Genomic DNA, 22,558 nt, shown 5'->3' on the forward strand with positions numbered 1-22,558 from the left:
CCCCCGCCCTTCGAGCGTCAGACCCGCTTCAGCGCTTCCTCGACGACACGCTCCGCCGTGATGCCAAAATGCGCGTAGAGCTGCTCAGCCGGAGCCGATGCGCCAAAGCCTGTCATGCCGACAAATCCGCCCTCGCGGCCAATGATGGCATCCCAGCCCCAGCGTATGGCCGCTTCCACGGCCACGCACGGCACGCCGTCCGGCAGGATCGAGGCGCGATAGGCATCATCCTGTTTGAAGAAACGCTCCAGAGAGGGCGCACTAACCACGCGTGCCTTCACGCCCTTCTCCGCCAGCATGTCACGGGCCTGCACGGCCAGTTCCACTTCGGTGCCGGTGGCGATCAGCACCACTTGCGGCGCACCGCCTTCGGCCTCGCGCAGCACATAGGCGCCGCGCGCGGAGAGGTTTTGCGACCCGTCATCCTCGCGCAAGTGCGGCACACCCTGACGCGACAGGGCAAGGATGGCCGGACCGTCCGTGCGTTCCAGCGCGCAGGCCCAGCTTTCGGCTGTCTCCAGCGCGTCGCAGGGCCGCCAGGTTTCAACGCCCGGAATGGAGCGCAGGGCGGAGAGATGCTCTACCGGCTGGTGGGTTGGCCCGTCTTCGCCCAGCCCGATGGAATCGTGGGTCAGCACATAGATGACGCTCTGGTTCATCAGCGCAGACAGGCGGATGGCCGGGCGGCAATAATCGGAGAAGATCAGGAAGGTGCCGCCATAGGGCGTGATCCCGCCATGCAGGCTCATCCCGTTCATCGCGGCGGCCATGCCGTGCTCGCGCACGCCGTAATGGATATAGCCGCCGGAGAAATCGTCAGACTTGATGATGGCCTGCGAGCTGGCCTTGGTCAGGTTCGAGCCCGTGAGGTCTGCCGAACCGCCAATGAGCGCGGGATAGTCCGCCGCAATCGCTTCGAGCACCTTGCCGGACGCGGCGCGCGTAGCGAGCTTGGGCTTTTCGGCCACCAGCTTGGCGATGTGGTTCTTCAGCGCTTCCTGCGCGGCCTTGGGCACGCCGCCAGTCATGCGCGCCATGAAGGCATCGCGCACATTCGATGCCGCCAGACGTTCATTCCACGCCTTGCGGTCAGCCGCGCTGCGCACAGCCATCTCCCGCCAGTCAGCATAGATGTTTTCCGGCACCTCGAACGGGCCGTGCTCCCAGCCGAGCGCCTTCCTTGCGCCTTCGATCTCTTCCGCGCCCAGCGGCGAGCCGTGCGAACCGGCAGTGCCCGCCTTTTTCGGTGCGCCAAAACCAATCGTGGTGCGGCAGGCGATCAGGACCGGGCGGTCACTGGCCTTTGCGCGGGTCAGGGCCGCGTCGACCGCGGCCGGATCATGGCCATCCACGCTGAGCGTGTCCCAGCCCGCCGCTTCAAAGCGCGTCTTGTGATCGACCGTGTCGGACAGCTCGGTGGAGCCGTCGATGGAGATGGAGTTGTCGTCCCACAGCACGATGAGGCGGTTCAGTTTCAAATGGCCTGCCAGCGAGATCGCTTCCTGGCTGATCCCCTCCTGCAGGTCGCCGTCCGACGCGATCACCCAGGTATGGTGATCGACCAGCGCATCGCCGAAATGCGCATTGAGGATGCGCTCGGCCAGCGCCATGCCGACAGCGGTGGAGATGCCCTGCCCCAGCGGGCCGGTCGTGGTTTCCACGCCGGGCGTATGGCCAAACTCCGGGTGGCCGGGCGTTTTGGAGCCGAACTGACGGAAGTTTTTCAGCTCGTCCATCGTCACGCCCTCCACCCCGATCAGGTGCAGGATGGAGTAGATGAGCATGGAGCCATGGCCCGCCGACAGCACGAAGCGGTCCCGGTCGGGCCATTGCGGATCAGCCGGATCGAACTTGATATGCTTGCCCCAGAGTACCGCCGCCGCGTCGGCCATGCCCATCGGCATGCCCGGATGGCCCGACTTGGCCTTCTCCACTGCGTCCATCGACAGGGCCCGGACCGCATTGGCCATCGGACGGATACGGTCAAGATCGGGAGCGGTCATGGGGATGGGCCTCTGGTGAGAGTCGTGGGTATGGCGGGGTCAAAGCCTGAATAGCCGGGCAAGGTCAAGACTGGCGGCGTCAAACCGGCTGTGATTGCCTTTCAGGAGGTCGTTTGTCAGCAGCTTGCCCAGCTCCACCCCCCACTGGTCGAACGGATTGAGGCCATAGACCAGCCCTTCGCAAAACACTTTGTGCTCATGGAGAGCGATCAGCGCCCCCAGCCCTTCCGGGTCGAGGCGTTCGAGCATGATGACGGAACTCGCGCGCCCGCCCGGCAGCGTCTTGTGCGCGGCCAGCGCGCCCTCGCCTTCATGGCCGTCGAGCAGGGCTGCGCTCTGCGCGACCAGATTGGCCCCCAGCGCTTTTGCCCGCTCGTCATCGCTGGTGTAGAGCGTTTTAACGGCAATGAAGTCTACCGGCACCTCGTCCACGCCCTGATGGAGCCACTGGAAGAAGGAGTGCTGGACGTCAGACCCTTTGCCACCCCAGACCAGCTGACCGCCGGAATGGGCAGGCAGGGCCGAGCCATCAAGGCGCACCGGCTTGCCGAGGCTCTCCATTTCCAGCTGTTGCAGATAGGCGGGCAGAAGCTCCAGACGCGTTGAATAGGCCGCCACGCAGCGCGCCAGCAGGCCGCGCCCGGCCCGGTTCCACACATCGATCAGCGCCTTGGCGAGCGGCAGATTGTCTTTCGCCGGCGCTGTTGCGAAGTGTTCGTCAATCTGGCGCGCACCCTCAAGAATGCGGGCAAACACGTCCGGCCCCAGCGCGATCTCCAGACACAGCCCGGCCGCCGACCAGAAGGAATAGCGCCCGCCCACGCCTTCCTCGAACGGGAAGATGCGCGCCGGCGCGATGCCGAAGCCTTCAGCCTTGCCCGGCGCTGCGGTGGCGGCGGCCATGCGGGCATTGGCCCCGTCTTCGCCAAGGTTTGCCGCAAGCCAGGCCTTGGCGGCGCGCGCATTCATCAGCGTTTCGGAGGTGGTGAAGGATTTTGACGTGACACAGACAAGCGTCGTTTCGGGGTCCGCGCCCTCAACGGCATCCTCAAGGTCTGCCGGGTCCAGATTGGACACAAAACGCAGATCGACACCCTCGCGGCGGAACGCCTTCATGGCGCTGTAGACCAGGCGGGGTCCGAGATCAGACCCGCCAATACCGATATTGATGATGCGTGTGACCGGCTTGCCGCCGGGCGCGTCCGCGCCCTGACAGGCACGGGCAAAGGCCGCCGTGCGCGCCCGTGCTGCCTCGATACGTGCCGCATAATCACGGTCTTTTAGCGCGGAGGCATCCCGCAGCGCCGCATGAAGGGCGGGACGCCCCTCTGTCGGATTGACGACATCCCCCGCAAAGAGAGCCTTGCGGGCATCATCAAAGCCCGCGCCGTCAGCCAGCGCAAAAAGCGCATTCATCGCGTCCGCATCCAGGCGCTGATGGCGGGCATCCAGCGCAATGGGTCCGGCCTGCCATTGCAGGGCAGCATCACGCCCGCCGCCCGCGCGCACCAGAGCGCCGAGCGGTTCGCCTGCAAGGCGCTTCACATGGGGGTCTAGCTGTCGGGCAATATCCATCGGGGCAGCTCTCATTCCTTGGTCGCTGAACAGATCAGCACGGTCAGCCCGCCTTCGGCCTTCGCTGACTGGAGCGGGTCGATACCCAGCGGCTTCAGCCCCGCTGCTTCCAGCCAGGCGCGCAGTTGCCCGCGCTCAAAGCCCAGATGGGCGTGATGGTATTCGGCGCGGAAAACCTCAAAATCGTGTGCCTCGAAGTCCGCCAGCAATAATAGCCCGCCGGGCGCGAGCGCGCGCGCCCACTCGGTCAGGGCGCGCTGCGGCTGCGCGATATAGTGCAGGACCTGATGCACGGTGATGAGGTCTGCGGCCCCTGTCTCCAGTGGCAGGGCCGTCGCATCGGCCTGGCGCACCAGCCGGTTGGCAAGTCCGGCCTCGCTCATCTTGGAGCGGGCGACCGTGAGCATTTCCCGGCTGAGATCGACACCCATGCCGTCCTCGGCCCGGTCGGCGAAAATCTCCAGCATGCGGCCCGTGCCGGTGCCGACATCGAGATGCAGGCGGAACTGACGCTCGCCTGCCGCTTTCAGCATGGCCGCCTCTACCGCCTCTTCGGAGAAGTGGAGGCCCCGGATGCGCGCCCATTGCTCGGCGGCGACCTCGAAATATTTCTGCGCGGTCTCGGCGCGCAGGCGGCGCACTTCGCTCAGACGCGCCAGATCGCGGGCAACTTCCACATCATCGCTGCGCTCCATCTCTTCGAGCAGGGCGGCAAGGCGTTCGCCCACACGTGATCGCGCCAGCCGGTAGAACACCCAGCCGCCTTCGGGATAGCGCTCGCACAGCCCTGCATCTGCAAGCAGCTTGAGATGGCGGCTGACGCGCGGCTGGCTCTGTCCCAGCACCTGCATGATCTCGCTGACCGTCAGCTCGCCGCGCAACAGCAGGGTGACGATCCGCAACCGGGTCGGCTCGCCCAGTGCCTTCAGCTTGGTCAGCAACTCTGCGTGCATCGGCACCCTGTCAGTTGGGAAGACTCATCGTTCCACCGGCCATAGCCAGTCTCGCATGAAAAGTCGATTCAGGCGCTGGCGCCTGTCCCGGTGATCGCATCAGCATTGGCGGCAAGGTGCTCCGGCCGCGTCGTGCTCATCACCACGCAGTCAGCCAGCCCGTCACGGAGCGGATCTGCCAGCGCGCCCGGCATGGCCACGCGCGGTCCGTCCGCGTCGCCCGACCGCAAGCGCCGGGCGAGCGTATAGAAATCAGAGGCCTTTCGCGGCAGGCGCAAGGGCGGCGGACCATCGCCAGCGGCCTCAATCCCCATCACCGCAATGCCTGCGCCCCGTGCCGCCCGCAGGCGCGAACGCGCCGCGTCGCCAACAAAAGGATGGACCGGCGCCATCAGGATCGTGAACGCGCCGGTCTCCAGCGCCGCATCGAGTTCTGCGCCCCTGCCCGCCACGCCCAGATGGCGGAAGGCTCCGGCCGCTCTCATGTCTGACAGACGCGCCAGCAGGGCCGGGGTCAGCTCGGACGGTGCCGGGCCATGCAGGATCAGCCCGTCCACCCCCTCAAGGCCAAGCCGGGACAGGCTGGCGCGGATGGAGCGCTCAACACCTTCGGGTGAAAAATCACGGATGCGCCGGGCAAGACCGGAGGAGGACACCCCGGCCTTTGTGGTCACGAAGACATCGCTGCGCGGCAGGCCGGCCAGCGCGCGTCCCAGCCGCTTTTCCGCCTCGCCCGCGCCATAGGCAGGGGCTGTATCGAAGACGCGCACCCCGGCGGCAAAGGCCTGCCCGACAAGCCCGACCGTACCGCCCGGCGCCATTAGCGGCGTGCCGTGCGCACCGGAAATGCCAAAGCCGAGGCGGGAGGGCAGAATGCTCATGCACACTGCCTTACTTGAACGCCTGCGCCAGCGCTATCCCGGCCCGCCACTGCGCGGCTGTATCTGCACACGGGCATTCGCGCATTGCGGGCCATTGGCGGCACCCGGCGAACAGGTGCCAAGCGTCACCGAGCGCTGCGTGCCCTCATGGCGCGGGAAGGTGAAGTCCTGCTGGATGGTAAGCCCCGGAATATCGAAGGTGTGGCGCAACTCCCAGCGCGCAACCGCAATATCGATAGCCCCGTAGAGATCGATGAACGGCACCAGCGCCATCGTAAAACTGTACACCGGATCGGACAGGGTCAGGCTGGGGTCACGCCCGCCTTCGGCCTGCAGATGGAACTGCATCTGCTCGCCTGATCCGTGTCCGGCCCGGATAAACCGCACCTCGCAGGTCTGAGCGTTCACCAGCCGGTTGCTGGCAGTAGACGAGCCCCGGCCCGCAGCGGCACACGCCCTTGAGCCCTGAGTGGCGAAGGGCGCGCCATTGGCGGCCAGGTTGAACCGCAGGTTTGCATTGCGTGCCTCCACCCGCACGCCCGGCTCCAGACCGGCCTCGCCGATCCAGGCATTGATGCGCAGGCCCGACACGCTCGCCGGAACGGTAAAGCGCGCCAGCTCGGTGCGTCCGCCAGCGATCAGTGGCGTGAAGCGCTGGCAAGCCCAGCCCGGGCAGGTGCCGGCACGCGGTATGTTCACGCTGGGACAGTTGATGCGCACCGTCCCCACCACCGGCGCACGCACCTGAAGCTGGCAACCCGCCCACAAGCGGAAGACAAACTCCTGGTCATCAAAGCGCAGCGAAGGGTCGAGCCCGGAGGCGAGATAGACTGACGGCACGCCGGGTACACGCTCTGCTCCCGATACGCCGCGCGCACTCAGCTGCAGGTTCAGCGATTGCGAATGCCAGACATCGGGCAGGATTTCATTGAACCGCTCGGTCGTGACCGCGCGCACCTCGAAGGGGAAGCGCAGACCCAACCCGAACCCGACAGAATACTGGAAGGCGACGAAATAGTTTTTGCGCCGGTTGAATGTGTGCTTGTAGCGGTCCTCTATCGAGCGCGAGATCGTGAACCCCGTCAGGAAGTAGAAGTCCTCGCTTTCGGTCACGACGGCGTCGCGCGCGTCGAAGTCCGGCAGACGGTGGCGAAGGGTCATTTGCTGCGGCATTGAAAACGCCTGATAGCCGCTATCGGCAGGAGCCGCGGTGTGCGAGCCAGCAGCCCCTTGCAAGGCAGATTGCGGCAGCCGGCTTGCCGTAACCGGCCGGGTTACGCGCATAAGGTCGGCGCGTGTGATGACATGGCTGCGGAACAGCTCTGGAAACACCCGCACGGACGGACCGATTGGCTGGTCCATCAACAGGCCCTGATCAATCCGCGCAGGCGGTGCCGCACCGGGTTCCCGGCGTATGTCGGCTGGTATGCGCAAGCTCTCATCAAGCGGTATCACCGTGACATGCGTGATCTCACGCTCCTCGCCATTGAGCTCCAGCGCAAGCAGCGCATCGTCTGACAGGCGCAGTGCGGCCTCCACCGTCACGTCGAAAGCGTACAGGGCGCGCGGGTTCATTGCGCGCAGCTCATCGCGGATGGCCTCTGCCGCCTCGCGGATGTCGGCCTCGGTGGGCGGCGTGCCCAGAAGATCATCAGGATTGAGCCCGCGGCGCAGGGCATCGGGCCGCACACGGGCAAAGTCCGTGCGCTGGCCCGCAGGCACGAATGTCAGGCAGAAGCTTTCCTGAAAGGCACGCTGTTCGGCCGTGCGCGCAGCCCTCTCGCAACTGTCACGCTCGACCGTGACCGTGACCTGGCGCGACACGATCAGCCTGTCTTCGAGCAGGAAGACCTCATTGCGCTGGACCAGCGGGCGGGTAACGCCAAGAGCGCGCGGATTGGCGATGATCGCCGCGACGTCGGGCTGCGCGGAAAGGTCGGTCTCGCGCAGATAGCGCGGCAGATCGATCTCGGCCCCCGGCGCGACGAGCAATGGCAGGGACTGCGCGTTGCTCAGCCCGCGATAATCCAGCTCCGCCAGAAACAGGGGGGAGCGGCCGACGGCCGCGCGGACCGCATCGGCATTGAGCGCCGCCATGGATGCCTGACTGGAATCAAACGCCAGCGCCGGAGTACCGGCTTGCTGCGCTGTCATGCCTGGCTGGGCCTGTTGGGCAGCAGGACGCCCGGCAAGCCCCTGCATGGGTTCAGGGCGGGTGGTCAGCGTGGCCGGACCTTGCAGGGTTTCACGTGTCCGGGGCTGGTCCTGTTCGGTCTCGGCTTCTGCCGGGCGTGCCGTCATCGCTGGCAGCGGGCGGACCGTCTGCAGCGGCTGGGACCCGCCTTGCTGCTGCGTCAGAGCATGACCCGATGGCAGCGCCAGAACCGCGCCGATAAGGGCGCAGCCGAAGATAACAACACGCAACATGCAAAGCCCTCCCGCTCCGTTACCCGCACATTGGAGCGGTCGCTATCTGAACGGTAAATGAAGGGGATTTGCCAGCGAAAAACATCCGCCGGGGGATAGCAGGCGCGCGGGCCGTGCTCAGCGCGCCGTGCGGCCTTCCACGATGGCGATGGCGGCGCGGATGGCTTCGCCCTCATCCATATCGGTCGTATCCAGCTCGACCGCATCATCCGCCTTCAATAGCGGCGCATCGGGACGCGAGGCATCGCGCCCGTCACGTTCGGCAAGCTGGCTCATGATCTGTTCCAGGCTGACATTCTCGCCCCGGCCGACCAGCTCGCTCCAGCGGCGCGAGGCGCGCACTTCGGCGCTGGCCGTGACGAAGAGTTTCACATCCGCGTCAGGCGCAATCACGGTCCCTATATCGCGCCCGTCCAGCACCGCGCCGCCCGGCTGGCGGGCAAATTCCTGCTGCACTTCTTTGAGGGCCGCACGCACTTTGGGATGGGCCGACACGATGGAAGCCGCCGCGCCAGCACCTGCTGTGCGGATTTTCGCTTCATCAATGCTGGCCGGATCAAGATCGCGTGCAGCCGCCTCGGCGGCGCCAGCGTCGGCCGGGTCATTCCCGGCATCAAGCACTGCCACCGCAACGGCGCGATACAGCGTTCCGGTATCGAGATGGGGAAGACCAAACTTTGCCGAAAGCGCGCGCGCAATCGTGCCCTTGCCCGAGGCCAGCGGTCCATCAACGGCAATCAGCATGGCGCGAGGCCCTTCCCGGCGGCACAATTCACGATGCGAGCTTGCCCATCTCGTCTTCGGAAATGTCAAAATTGGCGTAGACATTCGACACATCGTCGAGGTCTTCGAGCGCTTCCATCAGCTTCATCAGCGTGGCGGCCTTGTCGCCATCAACCTCGATCAGGTTTTGCGGACGCCAGATGATATTGGCCGATTTGGCCTCGCCAAAGCGCCCTTCCAGCGCCTCGCTCACCTCGGCCAGATCCTCGCGGGCACAATAGATGACGTGTTCGCCCTCTTCGTCCTCACCGCCCTCTTCCTGGGTCACATCCTCGGCGCCAGCCTCAATAGCGGCTTCCAGAACGGCCTCCTCGTCACCAATGGAGAGGGGAAAGCGGATCTCGCCGACCTGATCGAACATGAAGGAGACCGAGCCGGTCTCGCCCATATTGCCGCCATTCTTGGAGAAGGCGGAGCGCACGTCCGATGCGGCGCGGTTCTTGTTGTCGGTGGAGGCTTCCACGATCAGGCCGACGCCGGCAGGGCCAAAGCCCTCATAGCGGATCTCGAAATACTCCTCGACATCCCCGCCCTGACCTTTCTTGATCGCGCGCTCGATATTGTCCTTGGGCATGGACTGGCCCTTGGCATTGGCGACGGCGAGGCGCAGGCGCGGGTTCATGTCAGGGTCGGGGCCACCCATTTTCGAGGCAATGGTGATTTCCTTGGACAGCTTGGAAAACAGCTTCGCGCGCGCCTTGTCCTGACGGCCCTTGCGGTGCTGGATATTGGCCCATTTGGAATGCCCGGCCATGGGGAACCTCCTGCAAACGTGTCTGCCCGCCAGAGCGGGGAGCGCGCCTTCTATCGCATAGGCAGGGCGTGAGCAAACCCGCTGCTGGCAGCTTGGCAAAAAAGCGTGGTTTGACTTGCCGGACGCCGCTTTCCCCGGCTATGCGTTTGTCAGGCTCATGAAAGGCTTTCCCATGCGCATCTGGTTGAAGCGCCTGCAATCAAGGCTGCAGGACCCCCGCCAGTTCTCCGTGCCAAAGATGAAGCGCGAATGCCCTATCTGCGGATATGAAGGCGTATTCCTCGCGCTGGGCACGCCGCCGCGCTGGGACGGGCGCTGCCCGAACTGCTCCTCTCGCGAACGCCACCGGCTGATCCATCTGTTTCTTGAGCGCGAGCAGATCGACCTGACCCGGCTGGGCACTATCCTGCACTTCGCGCCTGAAAAGCACGTCAAGCGCATGCTCTCCAGCCATGCAGGCTACAAGGCTGCCGACATCGTGCCCGGCAAGGCCGACCTCACCATGGACATTGCCGACATCACCCTGCCGGAAAGCTCGGTCGACATGGTGGTCGCCAATCACGTGCTGGAGCACGTGCCCGATGACCGCAAGGCGATGGCCGGTATTGGCCGCTGCCTTGCCCCCGGCGGCATGGCGATCATCACCGTGCCGCAGAATTGGGCGCGCGAGGAAACCTTCGAGGCCGCCCCCAATATCAGCGAAGCCGAACGCTTCGCCCATTACGACGATACCGGCCATGTGCGCTATTACGGACGCGATTTCGCGCAGCGCTTTGCCGATGCCAGCGGGCTGGATGTCGAAATCTGGCGTCTGCCGCCGGAGGAGGAACCGCGCTGGGGGCTTTTCCGCGGCGATGTGCTCTATATCGGACGCAAGCCGCAGGCGGCCGCAGCCGCATGAGTGTGATCGCTGTCATTCCGGCGCGCTATGGCTCGACGCGCTTTCCCGGCAAACCCCTGCACAAGATTGCGGGCGTGCCCATGGTGGAGCGTGTGCGCCGGCTGGCACTGGCCGCTGGCAGTGTCGACCGTGTCATCGTCGCTACCGACGACACCCGCATACTGGACGCCGTGACGGCGGCGGGCGGCGAGGCGCTGATGACACCGGAAAGCTGCCGCAATGGCACTGAACGCGCCTATGAGGCGGTAAAAGGCTTTGCCGCCGCGGGCGATGTCATCATCAATTTGCAGGGCGATGCGCCCCTGACACCGCCCTGGGTCATCGAGGCGGCCGCAGCTGAAATGGCGGCAAACCCTCAGCTTGCCATGGCAACACCGGCTGTAGCGCTGTCAGAGGATGCGTACGCGAAAATGGCCGAGGCCAAGGCGAAGGGGGAGGTCGGCGGCACAACGGTCGTCTTCGACCGGCAGATGAACGCGCTCTACTTCTCCAAGGCGGTCATCCCCTTCCAGCGTGAGAAGAGCGCCGGCACGCCGGTCTACAAGCATATCGGCCTTTATGCCTATCGCTTCGACACGCTCTCCCGGCTGGTCGCCATGGAGCCGGCACCGCTTGAGAAAGCCGAAAGCCTGGAGCAGTTGCGCGCGCTGGAAAACGGTATCCCGATCCGCATCGTGTTGACCGATTATCGTGGCCGTACGCCCTGGTCGGTGGACAGTCCGCGCGACGCCGAAATCGCCGCTGACATCATCGCTGCAGAGGGCGAGATCGTCTGATGCGCCTGATCCTCGCACGTCACGGCAATACGTTCGGCCCGGGTGACACTCCGGTCTGGGTCGGCGCGCGCGAGGATCTGCCGCTCACCGACACCGGCCGGGTGCAGTCGATACAGTTCGGTCTGGCGCTCAAAGAGGCCGGCATCGTACCGGCGCGGATCATCGCAGGCCCGTTGCAGCGCACCGCCAATGGCGCCCTGCTTGCCGCCGCCGAATGCGGCTTTGAGGGCGAAATCGAGATCGACACCCGCCTGCGCGAGATCGATTACGGCAGCTGGGGCGGGCGCAGCGATGACGAGATCGCCGCCGAGTGGGGCGGAAAGGCCATCCATGACTGGCGCGAGCGCTCCATAGTGCCCGCAGGAGCAGGCTGGTCGCCCTCGCCGGAGACGATCGCGGCCAACGCTTCGGCGACCCTTCAGGACATCACGGCCACGGCCAGAGCCTCAGACACGGTTCTGCTGATCTCCTCCAACGGCATTCTGCGCTATTTTCATGCCCTGCTGGGCGGCGATCCTCGGCGCCCTGAAGAGTCCAAGATGCGCACCGGTCACTGGAGCATTGCCGCTCGCACTGAGTCCGGCTGGCAGCTTCACGACTGGAACGTGCCACCCCAACCGGCCGCGCTGTCAGGGGTGAGCTGATGCGCCCGGCGATCAGCGCCATTCTGAGCGAGGAGAACCGCGCCCTGTGGGCGTGGTGTGGCGCCATGGCCCTGACAGCGCTGTTTGTCCCGGCAGGCGGGCTGGGGCTGGCGGCATCGGCGGGGCTTTTTGCGCTGTTTGCTGTCCCCGCCCGCACACTCGCCACGCATTTGCGCACGCCGGGGCCAGCAACAATCCTTGCAGTGGCCGCTCTGGGCTGGATAACGCTGAGCTATGCCTGGTCTCCCAACCGGAACCCTGAAGAGGTTCTGAAGCTGGCCCTGCTAACGCCGTTCTTCATCATAGTGCCGGTCGCTGCCGCCCGCCTGAATGGGCACCGTCAACAGCTGGCCCGCACCGTCTTCATTGCCGCCATTGGTTTCATCCTGTGCGTAATGGCGGTGGAGTCTCTGACGGGCGGGGACATGACCCGCAGCTACAAGCTGGCCGTTGAAGGCTATGACGATGGCCGCACCGATCTCGACATCCGCGTCAACACCGTGCTCAGCCGGGCTGCCACGCCCGCCATCATGTTTGCAGGCATTGCCATCATGCTGCTGTGGACCCAGCGCAGCCGGGCCTTGCGGCTTATGGCGGCCGTCGCTGGCGTCATCACGATCGCCATCGCGCTCGATTTCAGTGTGCAGGCCAACATTGTTGCGCTCGTTGCCGCCGTGGCGGCCACCGCTATTGCCTGGCGCTGGCCTGCTGTGACCCTCCGGCTATTGCTGGCCGGGCTGGCCGTCTTCATCCTAGCCGGGCCGATTCTGTTTATCGGGCTTCTCGCCCTTATCAGCCCGGAGACAGCCGCCGCCATGCCCATGTCGTGGGAGTGGCGGCTGGAAATCTGGCGGTTCGCACTGGAAAAGATCGCCGAGGCACCCCTTGCCGGGCACGGTATTGGCGCGGCGCGCGTGCTGGAAGGCACAATGGAGCTGCGCGGATACGAAATCGATCTGCTGCCCCTTCACGCACACAACGCCTCTTTGACCCTGTGGCTGGAGACCGGACTGGCAGGCGCAATTCTGTGCGCGGCCGCTCTGGTGGCTCTTGCCCGCGCGCTACCATCGGCTGAAACGCTCACCCGGCCGGTCATCATGATGATCGTATTCGCCGTGACCGTCTGGACCGTGAATGTCGTCCTCAGCTACGGAGTCTGGCAGGAATGGCATCACGGGGCGCTGGCCCTGGCCATTGCCGCAGCCTTCGTCGCCCGCTCGCGCACCGGCCCCTGAACGGCAGGATTCTTGCGTCCCTCCCCGCCTGATCCGGTCAGAACGCGCCGGACCGCCCGGGAGGCCGTGATGGCGTATCAATATGGATCAGACAGCGCCCTGAATGCGGGCCGCGAGGCAAAGGCCGGCAGGTTTCTGCGGCCTGCCTTGCGGCGCACGAACGTGCTGCGCGCCTTCGGCCTGAGTGACCTGCTGGCATTCACGCTGTGCCTGTGCATCACCATGCCGCTCGCCTCCCCCCAGCATGATGACTTGCAGATGCTGCGCCATGCCGGAGCGAGCCTCGGCCTGTTTGGCGCGGTCATGCTCTGGCTGCGTTCCCGCGGCCATTACCGCGCCCGCCAGGGCCTCGCCAACCAGATCCGCCCCGTCCTGACAGCGTCTTTGCTTGCCCTTCTGGGAGCTGGCACCATCCACATGATGACCGGCGAGCCGGGCCTGAGAATAGCCACGCTCGTACTCTGGGGCGCGCTGCCCGCCATGATGATGCTTCTGCGCTTCGGTACGCGTGCGGCGCTCGAAGCCTCAGGCCAATGGGCGCAGCCTGTCACCCTGCTGACCGCCGCCGCCCAGCGCGCCGAACAGCTCAGCATTCTCGAACGCAATGCCGATCACGGGCTGAACGCCGCTACCGCCGTGCCGCTGGAAAGCCTGCAGCATCTCGATGACGCCGCGCTGGCACGCTGGCTGGACGCGCTGGACGACATGCCGGCCTTCCTTGCGCCCGACGAGGCCACGCAAGGCGTTGCAAACCGCATCGCCAGCATGCTCAGCGCGCGCGGCGAATGCTTCTACTACCAGCCTTCGATCGGGCGTATCCCGACACAGAATATCGACCTGATTGACTACCCGCCTGCCGACGGGTTCGTCTTCCGTATCGGTGACAGCCTGGACCGTCCGCTGGCCCAGCGCGCCAAGCGCGCCTTCGATCTGGCCGCCAGCGCGTTCGCACTGCTGCTCCTCGCCCCCGCCATGCTCGCCTTTGCGTGGGCCATCCGGCGTGATGGCGGACCGGCCCTGTTCGTCCAGCCGCGCGTCGGCAAGGATGGCCAGACATTCGGCTGCCTGAAATTCCGGACCATGTGGGTGGACGCCGAGGACAAGCTCGCCAGCGTACTGGATCAGGATCCTGAACGCGCCGCGCAGTGGAACACCTACAAGAAGCTGGACAATGACCCGCGTATCACTGGCGTCGGACACTGGCTGCGCAAGTTCAGCCTTGATGAGCTGCCCCAGCTCATCAACGTGTTCAGAGGCGATATGAGCCTTGTCGGTCCGCGCCCCATGACGCTGGACCAGCAGGCCGATTACGGACTGTCCCTGAGCGCCTACGTACGCATGCGCCCCGGCATTACCGGCCTGTGGCAGGTCAATGGGCGCAATGCGACGAGCTTTGCCGAGCGCGCCCGGCTGGATGACTGGTATGCGCGCAACTGGTCGCTCTGGCGTGACGCCGTGATCCTGGTGCGGACAGTGCGGGAAATCGTGATCCCGTCAGGGCGGTGACAAGGCGGACCGGCCATGCCAAAAGAGCGCCAGTCGACCCCGCAACACTGAAACCAAGCCCTGCCCGGGAGGCAGTTCCGGCACCATGATGTCCAGGCTCGCCACACTTGGCCGGATCAATATTCCTGACGTGATATTCTATCCGTCAGCCGCCGCCCTGGCGGCCTTGCTGATTGCCTTCGCCCTGATGATGCAGCCGCGCAATGCCAGCGCGGTCGTAACCGAACGCGAGCTGGTGTTTCAGGGCGCTGCTCTTGCTGACCTTGTGAATGGTCCAGGGACGAATGTCCGTTTCGATCCCGGTCACAGCGACGGCCCGGTAGCGCGCGCCTCTTCCGCAGCAAGCTTCGAGATGGCCGGGAATATGTCAGCCGGTGTCGCCGCTTTCGTTCCCGATGAGTTCGAGACGCGTATTTCGGGCCGCCGGATAAGGGTCGAGTTCGAGGTGCGTACCGCCGGATCCAGCGGGCCGGACACGGTGCGGATCGGATATTTCACCACCGGATACGGCGATAGCGGATGGCGCGAACTGCCCGTATCACCGCGATACTCGACAATTTCCTTCGAGTGGGACGCGCCGGTCCATCAGGGTGAAGAGTTCAACGAAGCCATTGGCATCTGGCCCGACCCCCAAGGGGAAAACCGGGAAATCCTGATCCGGCGAATCCGCGTCTTCATTCTTCCTGACAACTCCTAGATTCCGGCACCCATATCATGCAGCTTTTCCTCGACACCGCAGACATTTCGCAAATCACCGCGCGCATGGAAGGCGGGCTGGTTGATGGCATTACGACAAACCCGTCCCTGATCGCCAAATCGGGCGCCGACATTATCGAGCGTATCGCAGAGATCTGCGCCGTAGTGCCAGGGCCTGTCTCGGCAGAAGTCGTCGCTACCGATGTCGATGGCATGCTTGAAGAGGGGCGCCGCCTGCGCGCCATCGCGGACAATGTGGTGGTCAAGCTGCCGCTGACTACCGACGGGCTCAAGGCCTGCCGCACCTTTGCCAATGAAGGCATTCCCACCAATGTCACGCTCTGCTTCTCGCTGAACCAGGCGCTGCTCGCGGCCAAAGCCGGGGCCACATTCGTGTCGCCCTTCGTCGGCAGGATTGACGATATGGGCGGTGACGGGCTCGGCCTGCTCGAAGCCATCCGCGAGGTTTATGACCAGTACGGATACGAAACGGGAATTCTTGCAGCCTCCCTGCGCTCTGTTACACATGTGGAGATGGCAGCCCGGATTGGCTGCGATGCAGCCACGCTGCCGCCGGGGATATTCGACGCATTGGTGACCCATCCGCTGACGGATAGCGGTCTGAAGGCATTTCTTGACGACTGGAAAAAGACTGGGCGCAGCGGGTTGAGCCAGGGGTAGACTTTCATGATCAAACGGTATTTTGGCACAGACGGCGTTCGCGGCACGACCAACCAGTCGGTGATGACCGCCGAAACGGCCCTTCGCCTCGGCATGGCCGCAGCGCACTATTTCAAGCGCGAGAATGGCCGCCGGCATACGGTCGTGATCGGCAAGGACACGCGCCTGTCAGGCTATATGATCGAGTCCGCGCTGGTCGCCGGCTTCACCTCCGCCGGTATGGATGTCTACCAGTTCGGCCCCGTACCCACACCCGCCACCGCCATGCTGACCCGTTCGCTGCGCGCAGACATGGGCGTGATGATTACCGCCTCGCACAATCGCTACGAAGACAACGGGATCAAGCTGTTCGGCCCGGACGGCTACAAGCTGGACGATGCTGCCGAGCTGGAAATCGAACGCATGATGGACGCCGACACGGCCGACCATCTTGTCGCGCCGCGCCATATCGGCCGCGCCAAGCGCATTGATGATGCCGAGGCCCGCTACATGGAAATCGCCAAGGCGACCCTGCCGCGCTCCATGCGCCTTGCCGGGCTTCGTATCGTGGTCGATTGTGCCAATGGCGCAGCCTACAAGGTGGCGCCGAAAGTCCTGTGGGAGCTGGGCGCGGACGTGATCCCGCTGCACAACAACCCCAATGGCTTCAACATCAACGAGGATTGCGGCGCCACCGCGCCTCAGGATCTGGCCGAGAACGTGAAGCGCTACCGCGCCGATCTGGGCATTGCGCTGGACGGCGATGCCGACCGCGTCGTGCTGTGCGACGAAAAGGGCAAGCTGGTCGATGGCGACCAGATCATCGGCCTTCTGGCAACCGCCTGGAAGGCCAGTGGCAAGCTCAACGGGGACACGGTCGTGACCACCCAGATGTCCAATCTGGGTCTCGAACAATATCTCGAAAAGCAGAAGATCAAGCTGCAGCGCACGCAGGTTGGCGACCGCTATGTGGTCGAGGCGATGCGCGCTTCAGGCGCCAATCTGGGCGGCGAACAGTCCGGCCACGTGGTGCTGAGCGACTTTGCCACCACCGGCGACGGGCTGATCGCGGCACTGCAGGTGCTCTCTTTGCTCATCGAGTCCGGCAAGCCTGCCAGCCAGCTCCTCAAAGTCTTCTCACCTGCACCGCAAATCCTGAAAAATGTCCGTTACACCAATGGCGCCCTGCCGCTGGAGAACGCGAAGGTGAAGGACGCGATTGCCGAAGGCGAGACGCGCCTCAACGGCAAGGGCCGCCTGCTGGTGCGCAAATCCGGCACCGAGCCGCTGATCCGCGTCATGGCCGAAGGCGAGCGCAAGGTGATCGAAGCGGTCGTCAGCGATATCTGCAGCGCGCTGGAGAACGCGAAAGGGGCTTGAGGTTTCCGCGCGCCGTCATCTGAACTCCCGGACAGCGAAGCCGATCCGGGGCAGAACCGCTTTCTCCCCCCGTTTACGGGGGGAGTGGCTCGAAGAGCCGAGGGGGGATTGCAAGAAAGCTCCCCCCTCCGTCAGCTTCGCTGACACCTCCCCCGTAAACGGGGGAGGAAAGTGTCGCGATCAAACTCAAACCACCGGCACGGTTTCCGACAACACGCCGCCAAAGCGGATCGGCTCCACGCGCACCGCAAGCCCGGTACGGTCATCGGTTTCCACGAACACACCGCAGGCGGTTGCCGGGCCGCTGGCCGCCTGCATCCGGCCTGAGCGCATATGGGTGGTGAAGCGGCGCAAGGGTTCTTCCTTGTCCATGCCGATGACAGAGTCATAGCTGCCGCACATGCCTGCATCGGTCTGATAGGCCGTTCCGCCCGCGAGGATCTGGTGATCGGCGGTCGGGATATGCGTGTGCGTGCCGACCACAAGGCTCGCCCGCCCGTCGCAGAAATGGCCCATGGCGTGTTTTTCGCTCGTCGCCTCGCCGTGCGCATCGACGATGATGGCATCGGCCACCTGCCCCAGCGGCGAGGCCGACAGCGCTTCGTCCACGCAGGCAAACGGATCGTCCAGCGGCTGCATATAGAGGCGCAGGAGCACGTTCATCACCATGACGCGCGCGCCTGATTTCGTCTCATAGAGTCCGGTGCCCCGCCCCGGCGCGGTGCCGCTGGGATAGTTGGCCGGGCGAAGCAAGCGCGGTTCGCGCTCGATATAGGTCAGCGCCTCTGACTGGTCCCAGGAATGATTGCCAAGAGTGAGCACGTCCGCGCCCGCATCAAACAGCTCGATAGCCGTGCGCTCGGTAATGCCAAAGCCGCCCGCGGCGTTCTCGGCATTGACCACCACGAAATCGAGCTTCAGCCGGTCGCGGAAAGAGTTGAGCTCCTCCACCAGCACATCGCGGCCCGACTTACCGACCACATCTCCAAAAAACGCTAATCGCATCACAGCCCTATAACGCGGTGCTGACGCGATGACCATGCCCGCCATCACCCCGCCCAGAACCGCCCGTGGTTGGGACAAGGCAGCAGGTCAGGACTGCGGCTATCGGTTTAGGGCATCGGCGCGGCAGCGGGCTGAGACGGTCTGCCGGTCGCGTTCCAGCTCTTCGCGTACGACAAGCAGCTCCGAACACGCTGAGAAAAAGCTTCGGCCTAGATAGAGGGTCGGCGCATAGGCGGTCCCCCTGAGATCATGGTGGACTACGATAACCTCGCCCGCCTCATCATTCCGAGGCGCAAACGGATCGTACTCTGGATCGACTTCACCGAGAATTTCGCCGGCAGGCAGACCGGAAACCATTACGGGCGGGCGTACCGAAAACGTCACATGCGGCCTCACATTGTTGAACAGGCGCATGAAGGGTTCGCTCTGCGAAATGGGGACGAGGCGCCCTGCCGCATGAAGATAGAAGACGGCCTTGCGATTGGCGCTGACGGGTTCCTGGTAGAGCGCCAGATCATGACTGAACTCTAGCGCTGCGTAGTTGCGGGACTGCTCCAGCGCTTCCGACCGCCCTTCCAGAACCATGGGGACCCACACCTCCTCCACCCCTGCTGGCGGTGCGTCGTTTAAAAGGATCCGGAACCGGCTTGCCGGGATAGCGCCAAAGGAGATTGCGCCGTCATACCCGGGGTAGATATTTTCCTCCATATCGAGAACCCAGGCACGCTCGTAAGCGCCCGGGGCGATCCGGTAGCGCGCGCGTCTGACCGCCCCGCTCACGCGGTGGTCCCCATCGCGAACGGCAGCCGTCCCCAGGCCCAGCATTGCGCTTTGCAGGCCAAGCGACCCGGCAATATCCCGATTGAGCGCAACCAGCGATTCCCCTCGCGCCAGAAGCACCAGCTCAACATGCCGGCCTTCCACCTCGACAGTCACACCTGCACTCTCCCGGAGGTCGAACGTCAAAACACCCTGTCCAGGCTCCGAGGACAGATCCTGTACCGGGCGGGGCTCAACCCCATCCAGCCGGAGCGTGCAGGCCGCAAGATTCAGCGCAAAGCAGGCTGTAACTGTCGCGCGCCAGCAGACCGAACAAAGGCCAGACATTTACTGCATCCTTCGCTAAGACGTCACGAAAGCCGATCGCATCACCCAATAGCCTCGGAAACCAACTGGTTAACCCGCTGCTGAACACCTCCAAACACTGACCCATGCAGGGCCTTCTCAACATCATAATATCCAAAATCTCCGTTCGCACGAGCTTGGAGACGTAAAAACTGCCGCAAACTATGCTCGACCACACCACCCGGTTTAATAATGCCAATCGGCTGCGAGGCTAGGAGAAGGGATGCCAGCTTCTCCAGATCGTACCTTTCAGCCGCTGCCAGCATTTCACCAACGGCCAATGCAGGGCTCGCCTCTGAAAGCCGTCTAACCCTGACCCCTTCAAGTATGTCCATAACGCCGCAAGCCGGGCTATTCCAAGCGGAATAAAGTATCGAGTTTACATAGGGCAACAGATCATCAACATCTAAATACATTATTATTAATAGAAACAATATCGTCGGATGATAGCATGTGCCAAATGAAAATCGTTCTTTTTCTTCCCGATGGCTGCGCGAATTATTTTCTTTATAATCAAAAATATAGGCCAGCACACTTCCATGCGCATGGACACATTCCAGCGCGATCGATATTATTTGCAGATGTATATTGGATATCGGAAGTTTATACAGTATAGCAACCAGAACGAACTCAAGCGCCAGGTCCAGCTGGCCTTGCAGTAAGAACTTCGCGCTCAAAGCGTCCAGCATCTCTGGCAAGTGGCGGGGAGCCGGTGCCACCGCAACACTATTATCATACAACCCATGAATACGAAATCCGGTATGATAAAATGCTGCATGTGTAATTTTATATCCGTCTAATACACTTAAAAAACATATATTCCGCTCTTTAAACAATTCAGAGCTCTTCAACACACCTTCTATATCGGAAAAATCAACACTGCCACCCAGCAAAGCCTTGCTGAATAAAGTTTCTGCTTTTTCCCAACACTCTATATCGTGGCCCCACAATCCCCCCTCCTCAATAAGCGCGCGAACGTAACGCGCCTCTTCGCGCACATCGACACCCAGTCTCTGGGCCAACGCGACATTGTGGATGCAAGCCCCAAACCGGGCTCGCTCGCGGGTCACCCTATGCATAAATTCCGGCAACTTGAGGGGTTCTACCAAGCGACGGGATATATTCAAAGCAATGCGGTCGCCGAAACTGAAATAATTCAACAACAGAAATAGCATGGAGCATTCCGCCCATACTTTTTCATAGGATATTTTTTTATCTCGAAATGACTTTGGATCAAGCGGGGCAAACGTTTTAAAAAATTCGTCGAACCACATCAGAATATTATTAGCACAGCTGTCCAGATATTGCGGTGAATGCTTATCCATTACGGCAACCTGCAGGAAAGATTCAGCGCTATCGGCATTTGACGATAGCGCTGAAATATTATCAAAATTCCCGATAATACAGGAACAGGATTCTGACAGGAGAATCTTCATCAGGGTTGATGAAGAACCACCACGCGACCGATTTGTCGAACCCCAGATCCGCCAACAAATCGTTAAGTTGAAGGTCTGGCTGTTGCAGGCCGAGTTCGGCGAGGGCGATGTCACCAACGCTCATTCCAGCCACAATAGCAGCGGAAGCGGTCGTGATGGCCAACGCGCCGGCTCCGATATTCGTTAGAACACTCATCTTCCTTCCCCTTCTCTCAATTAGCGCACAAGCATTTCGACTTATGGTGCTGCGTAAGCGCAACACAATTTCAGGTTATCATTATCTCGGTGGTGGTCAAGCTTACTGCATCGACAGGTTGTATTTTTTTGCGGCTTGGAGCCTCTGCCCCAGGATGCTGCGATTGGTTTGACTATCCTACAAACGCCTTCTCGACGACAAAGGCGCCGGGGCGGGCATTGGAGCCTTCCTCCAGCCCGGCCGCTTCAACGCGCGCCTTGCAGTCATTGATCATATTGATGGACCCGCAGATCATCACACGGTCAGTGGCCGGATCGAGCGGCCCGCCCGTCTCATCCCAGAGCTGGCCTGTGTCCATAAGCGCGGTAATGCGGCCCGTGCGCGGATGATCCTCGCGCGTCAACGAGGTGTAGTGGATCAGCTTGTGAGCATGCTCGCCCACCAGCGGATCGTCCTTGAGACCCGTCACCAGCTCCTCGCCATAGGCAAGCTCGGCCGCCTCCCGGCAGGTATGGGTCAGGATCACCTGCTCAAAGCGCTCATAGGTTTCCGGATCGCGGATAATGCTGGCAAAGGGCGCGATGCCGGTGCCGGTCGAAAGCAGGTAAAGCCGCTTGCCCGGCAGCAGCGCATCATGGACCAGCGTACCGACCGATTTCGCGCCCAGCAGGATGTCGTCACCCTCCTTGATGCCTTGCAGGCGCGAGGTGAGCGGGCCATCGGCAACCTTGATCGAGAAGAAATCGAGCCCATCATCCCAGGCTGGGCTGGCGATGGAATAGGCGCGCAGAAGCGGCTTTCCATCGACTTTCAGGCCCAGCATCACGAACTCGCCAGAGCGGAAGCGGAAGCTCGCCGGACGCTCCACCCGGAAGGAGAAAAGACTGCCGGTCCAGTGGCGCACGGAAAGGACGCGCTGTTCGCTGAAAGCTGCCATGGGGGAAGAGGTCTCGTATCTGGGCCGTTGCAAGGTTCGGGCGGGATGTAGCGGCTAAGACCGGCTTCGCCAATGCCTGCCGGTGAGATCAGCGCTGTCAGACTGCCCGGTAACAGCCCGCCTCAGTGACCACATAGTCCAGTGCCACATCATGGCGCCCTGCCGGCACTTGGCGACGCGCTGGCCCTCATAGGCAAGCCCGACGGCCAATACAGGACCAGAGGTGCGCAGCGCTTCAAGCGTGCGGTCATAAAAGCCCGCCCCATAGCCGATGCGGTGGCAGCGCGTGTCGAACGCCACCAGCGGCACCAGGAGGAGGGAGGGTGTGAGTACAGGACGTTTCGGCCCCGGCACATCAATGCCGAAAGCGCCGGCCTCCAGCGTGTCGTCCGGGTGCCAGGCGCGGAACTGCAAGGGCGCGTCCTTGGCCACCACCACCGGCAGGGCGAGCTGTGACTGCTCCAGCATGAAGGTTTCCATCAGGGGGCGCGGATCAATCTCGCCGCGCACCGGCCAGTAACCGGCGACCACCGCGTTTACGGCTGGCCATGCGGCGTCGGGAAAATGGCTGGCAAGAGCGTGACCGGCATCGCCCTGTGCCTTCGCCAGCGCGGTCCGGCGGGCCAGCGCCTTGCGGCGAAGGCGGTTCTTTTGCCAGCCGCTCAGCATGTGGCCCTGCCCGAAG

At 63.4% G+C, this 22,558-nt stretch carries 21 protein-coding genes; 8 read left to right on the top strand and 13 right to left on the bottom strand.

Features of this window, described 5'->3' with window-relative positions:
* Nucleotides 1–17: 17 nt before the first annotated feature.
* The 7 genes from tkt to X907_RS11560 all read right to left on the bottom strand — a co-directional run bounded on the left by tkt (nt 18) and on the right by X907_RS11560 (nt 9,376).
* Entirely contained in the window at nt 18–2,003 is a 1,986-nt protein-coding gene (gene tkt, locus X907_RS11530; protein WP_179951435.1) for a transketolase, read from the bottom strand.
* A 39-nt stretch (nt 2,004–2,042) separates the two neighbouring features.
* Complete coding sequence (pgi, locus tag X907_RS11535; RefSeq protein ID WP_127568154.1) at nt 2,043–3,578, bottom strand: glucose-6-phosphate isomerase; 1,536 nt, start codon at nt 3,576–3,578, stop codon at nt 2,043–2,045.
* An 11-nt stretch (nt 3,579–3,589) separates the two neighbouring features.
* Entirely contained in the window at nt 3,590–4,531 is a 942-nt protein-coding gene (locus X907_RS11540; RefSeq protein ID WP_127568156.1) for an ArsR/SmtB family transcription factor, read from the bottom strand.
* A 68-nt stretch (nt 4,532–4,599) separates the two neighbouring features.
* On the bottom strand, nt 4,600–5,412 hold the full coding sequence (locus X907_RS11545; protein ID WP_127568158.1) for an aldo/keto reductase: 813 nt from the start codon (nt 5,410–5,412) through the stop codon (nt 4,600–4,602).
* A 33-nt stretch (nt 5,413–5,445) separates the two neighbouring features.
* Nucleotides 5,446–7,839, bottom strand: coding sequence for a hypothetical protein (locus tag X907_RS11550; protein ID WP_127568160.1), 2,394 nt, complete (start codon nt 7,837–7,839; stop codon nt 5,446–5,448).
* A gap of 117 nt (nt 7,840–7,956) precedes the next feature.
* Entirely contained in the window at nt 7,957–8,583 is a 627-nt protein-coding gene (gene cmk, locus X907_RS11555) for a (d)CMP kinase (RefSeq protein WP_127568162.1), read from the bottom strand.
* A gap of 28 nt (nt 8,584–8,611) precedes the next feature.
* Nucleotides 8,612–9,376: a YebC/PmpR family DNA-binding transcriptional regulator gene (locus X907_RS11560; RefSeq protein WP_127568164.1), complete on the bottom strand. Its 765-nt coding sequence runs from the start codon at nt 9,374–9,376 to the stop codon at nt 8,612–8,614.
* A gap of 172 nt (nt 9,377–9,548) precedes the next feature.
* Here X907_RS11560 and X907_RS11565 point away from each other — a divergent pair, with 172 nt between their 5' ends.
* The 8 genes from X907_RS11565 (at nt 9,549) to glmM (ending at nt 17,174) form a co-directional block, all read left to right on the top strand.
* Nucleotides 9,549–10,277 (top strand): class I SAM-dependent methyltransferase, encoded by a 729-nt coding sequence (locus X907_RS11565; protein WP_170175545.1) that lies wholly within the window; start codon nt 9,549–9,551, stop codon nt 10,275–10,277.
* Nucleotides 10,274–11,053 (top strand): 3-deoxy-manno-octulosonate cytidylyltransferase, encoded by a 780-nt coding sequence (gene kdsB / locus X907_RS11570; RefSeq protein WP_127568168.1) that lies wholly within the window; start codon nt 10,274–10,276, stop codon nt 11,051–11,053. Before X907_RS11565 ends, kdsB begins: the two co-directional genes overlap by 4 nt.
* Nucleotides 11,053–11,697, top strand: coding sequence for a histidine phosphatase family protein (locus X907_RS11575; RefSeq protein WP_127568170.1), 645 nt, complete (start codon nt 11,053–11,055; stop codon nt 11,695–11,697). Before kdsB ends, X907_RS11575 begins: the two co-directional genes overlap by 1 nt.
* Nucleotides 11,697–12,932 (top strand): O-antigen ligase family protein, encoded by a 1,236-nt coding sequence (locus X907_RS11580; RefSeq protein WP_127568173.1) that lies wholly within the window; start codon nt 11,697–11,699, stop codon nt 12,930–12,932. Before X907_RS11575 ends, X907_RS11580 begins: the two co-directional genes overlap by 1 nt.
* 69 nt (nt 12,933–13,001) lie before the next feature.
* Entirely contained in the window at nt 13,002–14,438 is a 1,437-nt protein-coding gene (locus X907_RS11585) for an exopolysaccharide biosynthesis polyprenyl glycosylphosphotransferase (RefSeq protein ID WP_127568175.1), read from the top strand.
* Nucleotides 14,439–14,523: 85 nt separating this feature from the next.
* A complete protein-coding gene (locus tag X907_RS11590; protein WP_127568177.1) occupies nt 14,524–15,135 on the top strand; it encodes a hypothetical protein in 612 nt (203 codons plus the stop codon).
* Nucleotides 15,136–15,152: 17 nt separating this feature from the next.
* Nucleotides 15,153–15,815, top strand: coding sequence for a fructose-6-phosphate aldolase (fsa, locus tag X907_RS11595; protein WP_127568179.1), 663 nt, complete (start codon nt 15,153–15,155; stop codon nt 15,813–15,815).
* 6 nt (nt 15,816–15,821) lie between these two features.
* On the top strand, nt 15,822–17,174 hold the full coding sequence (glmM, locus tag X907_RS11600) for a phosphoglucosamine mutase (RefSeq protein ID WP_127568181.1): 1,353 nt from the start codon (nt 15,822–15,824) through the stop codon (nt 17,172–17,174).
* A gap of 186 nt (nt 17,175–17,360) precedes the next feature.
* On the opposite strand, the gene X907_RS11605 is transcribed toward glmM, so the two are convergent.
* From X907_RS11605 to X907_RS11630, 6 genes are all read right to left on the bottom strand, one after another.
* Entirely contained in the window at nt 17,361–18,179 is an 819-nt protein-coding gene (locus X907_RS11605; RefSeq protein ID WP_127569490.1) for a TIGR00282 family metallophosphoesterase, read from the bottom strand.
* A gap of 99 nt (nt 18,180–18,278) precedes the next feature.
* The gene (locus X907_RS11610) at nt 18,279–19,145 is read right to left on the bottom strand and encodes a hypothetical protein (RefSeq protein WP_127568182.1); all 867 of its coding nucleotides are present in this window, start codon (nt 19,143–19,145) and stop codon (nt 18,279–18,281) included.
* Between the two features lie 182 nt (nt 19,146–19,327).
* A complete protein-coding gene (locus tag X907_RS11615) occupies nt 19,328–20,740 on the bottom strand; it encodes a DUF6895 family protein (protein ID WP_170175546.1) in 1,413 nt (470 codons plus the stop codon).
* Nucleotides 20,691–20,936 carry a hypothetical protein gene (locus X907_RS11620; RefSeq protein ID WP_127568184.1) on the bottom strand — a complete coding sequence of 82 codons (246 nt, stop codon included), beginning with the start codon at nt 20,934–20,936 and terminating at the stop codon, nt 20,691–20,693. The genes X907_RS11615 and X907_RS11620 overlap by 50 nt, the downstream gene beginning before the upstream one ends.
* Before the next feature lie 172 nt (nt 20,937–21,108).
* Entirely contained in the window at nt 21,109–21,873 is a 765-nt protein-coding gene (locus X907_RS11625) for a ferredoxin--NADP reductase (RefSeq protein WP_127568185.1), read from the bottom strand.
* Nucleotides 21,874–21,927: 54 nt separating this feature from the next.
* Nucleotides 21,928–22,542, bottom strand: a complete 615-nt coding sequence (locus X907_RS11630; protein ID WP_233352330.1) for a 5-formyltetrahydrofolate cyclo-ligase — start codon at nt 22,540–22,542, stop codon at nt 21,928–21,930.
* Nucleotides 22,543–22,558: the final 16 nt, after the last annotated feature.

Source organism: Glycocaulis alkaliphilus, from assembly GCF_004000605.1.
In the GTDB taxonomy this organism is placed as follows: Bacteria; Pseudomonadota; Alphaproteobacteria; order Caulobacterales; family Maricaulaceae; genus Glycocaulis; species Glycocaulis alkaliphilus.

Excerpts from the sequence above, each read along its gene's own strand:
- X907_RS11540 (WP_127568156.1), bottom strand. The coding sequence starts at position 4,531 with ATGCACGCAGAGTTGCTGACCAAGCTGAAGGCACTGGGCGAGCCGACC.
- X907_RS11625 (WP_127568185.1), bottom strand. The coding sequence starts at position 21,873 with ATGGCAGCTTTCAGCGAACAGCGCGTCCTTTCCGTGCGCCACTGGACC.
- X907_RS11560 (WP_127568164.1), bottom strand. The coding sequence starts at position 9,376 with ATGGCCGGGCATTCCAAATGGGCCAATATCCAGCACCGCAAGGGCCGT.
- X907_RS11575 (WP_127568170.1), top strand. The coding sequence starts at position 11,053 with ATGCGCCTGATCCTCGCACGTCACGGCAATACGTTCGGCCCGGGTGAC.
- X907_RS11565 (WP_170175545.1), top strand. The coding sequence starts at position 9,549 with ATGCGCATCTGGTTGAAGCGCCTGCAATCAAGGCTGCAGGACCCCCGC.
- X907_RS11580 (WP_127568173.1), top strand. The coding sequence starts at position 11,697 with ATGCGCCCGGCGATCAGCGCCATTCTGAGCGAGGAGAACCGCGCCCTG.
- X907_RS11585 (WP_127568175.1), top strand. The coding sequence starts at position 13,002 with ATGGCGTATCAATATGGATCAGACAGCGCCCTGAATGCGGGCCGCGAG.
- tkt (WP_179951435.1), bottom strand. The coding sequence starts at position 2,003 with ATGACCGCTCCCGATCTTGACCGTATCCGTCCGATGGCCAATGCGGTC.
- X907_RS11605 (WP_127569490.1), bottom strand. The coding sequence starts at position 18,179 with ATGCGATTAGCGTTTTTTGGAGATGTGGTCGGTAAGTCGGGCCGCGAT.
- pgi (WP_127568154.1), bottom strand. The coding sequence starts at position 3,578 with ATGGATATTGCCCGACAGCTAGACCCCCATGTGAAGCGCCTTGCAGGC.
- X907_RS11545 (WP_127568158.1), bottom strand. The coding sequence starts at position 5,412 with ATGAGCATTCTGCCCTCCCGCCTCGGCTTTGGCATTTCCGGTGCGCAC.
- kdsB (WP_127568168.1), top strand. The coding sequence starts at position 10,274 with ATGAGTGTGATCGCTGTCATTCCGGCGCGCTATGGCTCGACGCGCTTT.
- glmM (WP_127568181.1), top strand. The coding sequence starts at position 15,822 with ATGATCAAACGGTATTTTGGCACAGACGGCGTTCGCGGCACGACCAAC.
- X907_RS11590 (WP_127568177.1), top strand. The coding sequence starts at position 14,524 with ATGATGTCCAGGCTCGCCACACTTGGCCGGATCAATATTCCTGACGTG.
- fsa (WP_127568179.1), top strand. The coding sequence starts at position 15,153 with ATGCAGCTTTTCCTCGACACCGCAGACATTTCGCAAATCACCGCGCGC.
- X907_RS11615 (WP_170175546.1), bottom strand. The coding sequence starts at position 20,740 with ATGAAGATTCTCCTGTCAGAATCCTGTTCCTGTATTATCGGGAATTTT.
- X907_RS11550 (WP_127568160.1), bottom strand. The coding sequence starts at position 7,839 with ATGTTGCGTGTTGTTATCTTCGGCTGCGCCCTTATCGGCGCGGTTCTG.
- X907_RS11620 (WP_127568184.1), bottom strand. The coding sequence starts at position 20,936 with ATGAGTGTTCTAACGAATATCGGAGCCGGCGCGTTGGCCATCACGACC.
- X907_RS11630 (WP_233352330.1), bottom strand. The coding sequence starts at position 22,542 with ATGCTGAGCGGCTGGCAAAAGAACCGCCTTCGCCGCAAGGCGCTGGCC.
- cmk (WP_127568162.1), bottom strand. The coding sequence starts at position 8,583 with ATGCTGATTGCCGTTGATGGACCGCTGGCCTCGGGCAAGGGCACGATT.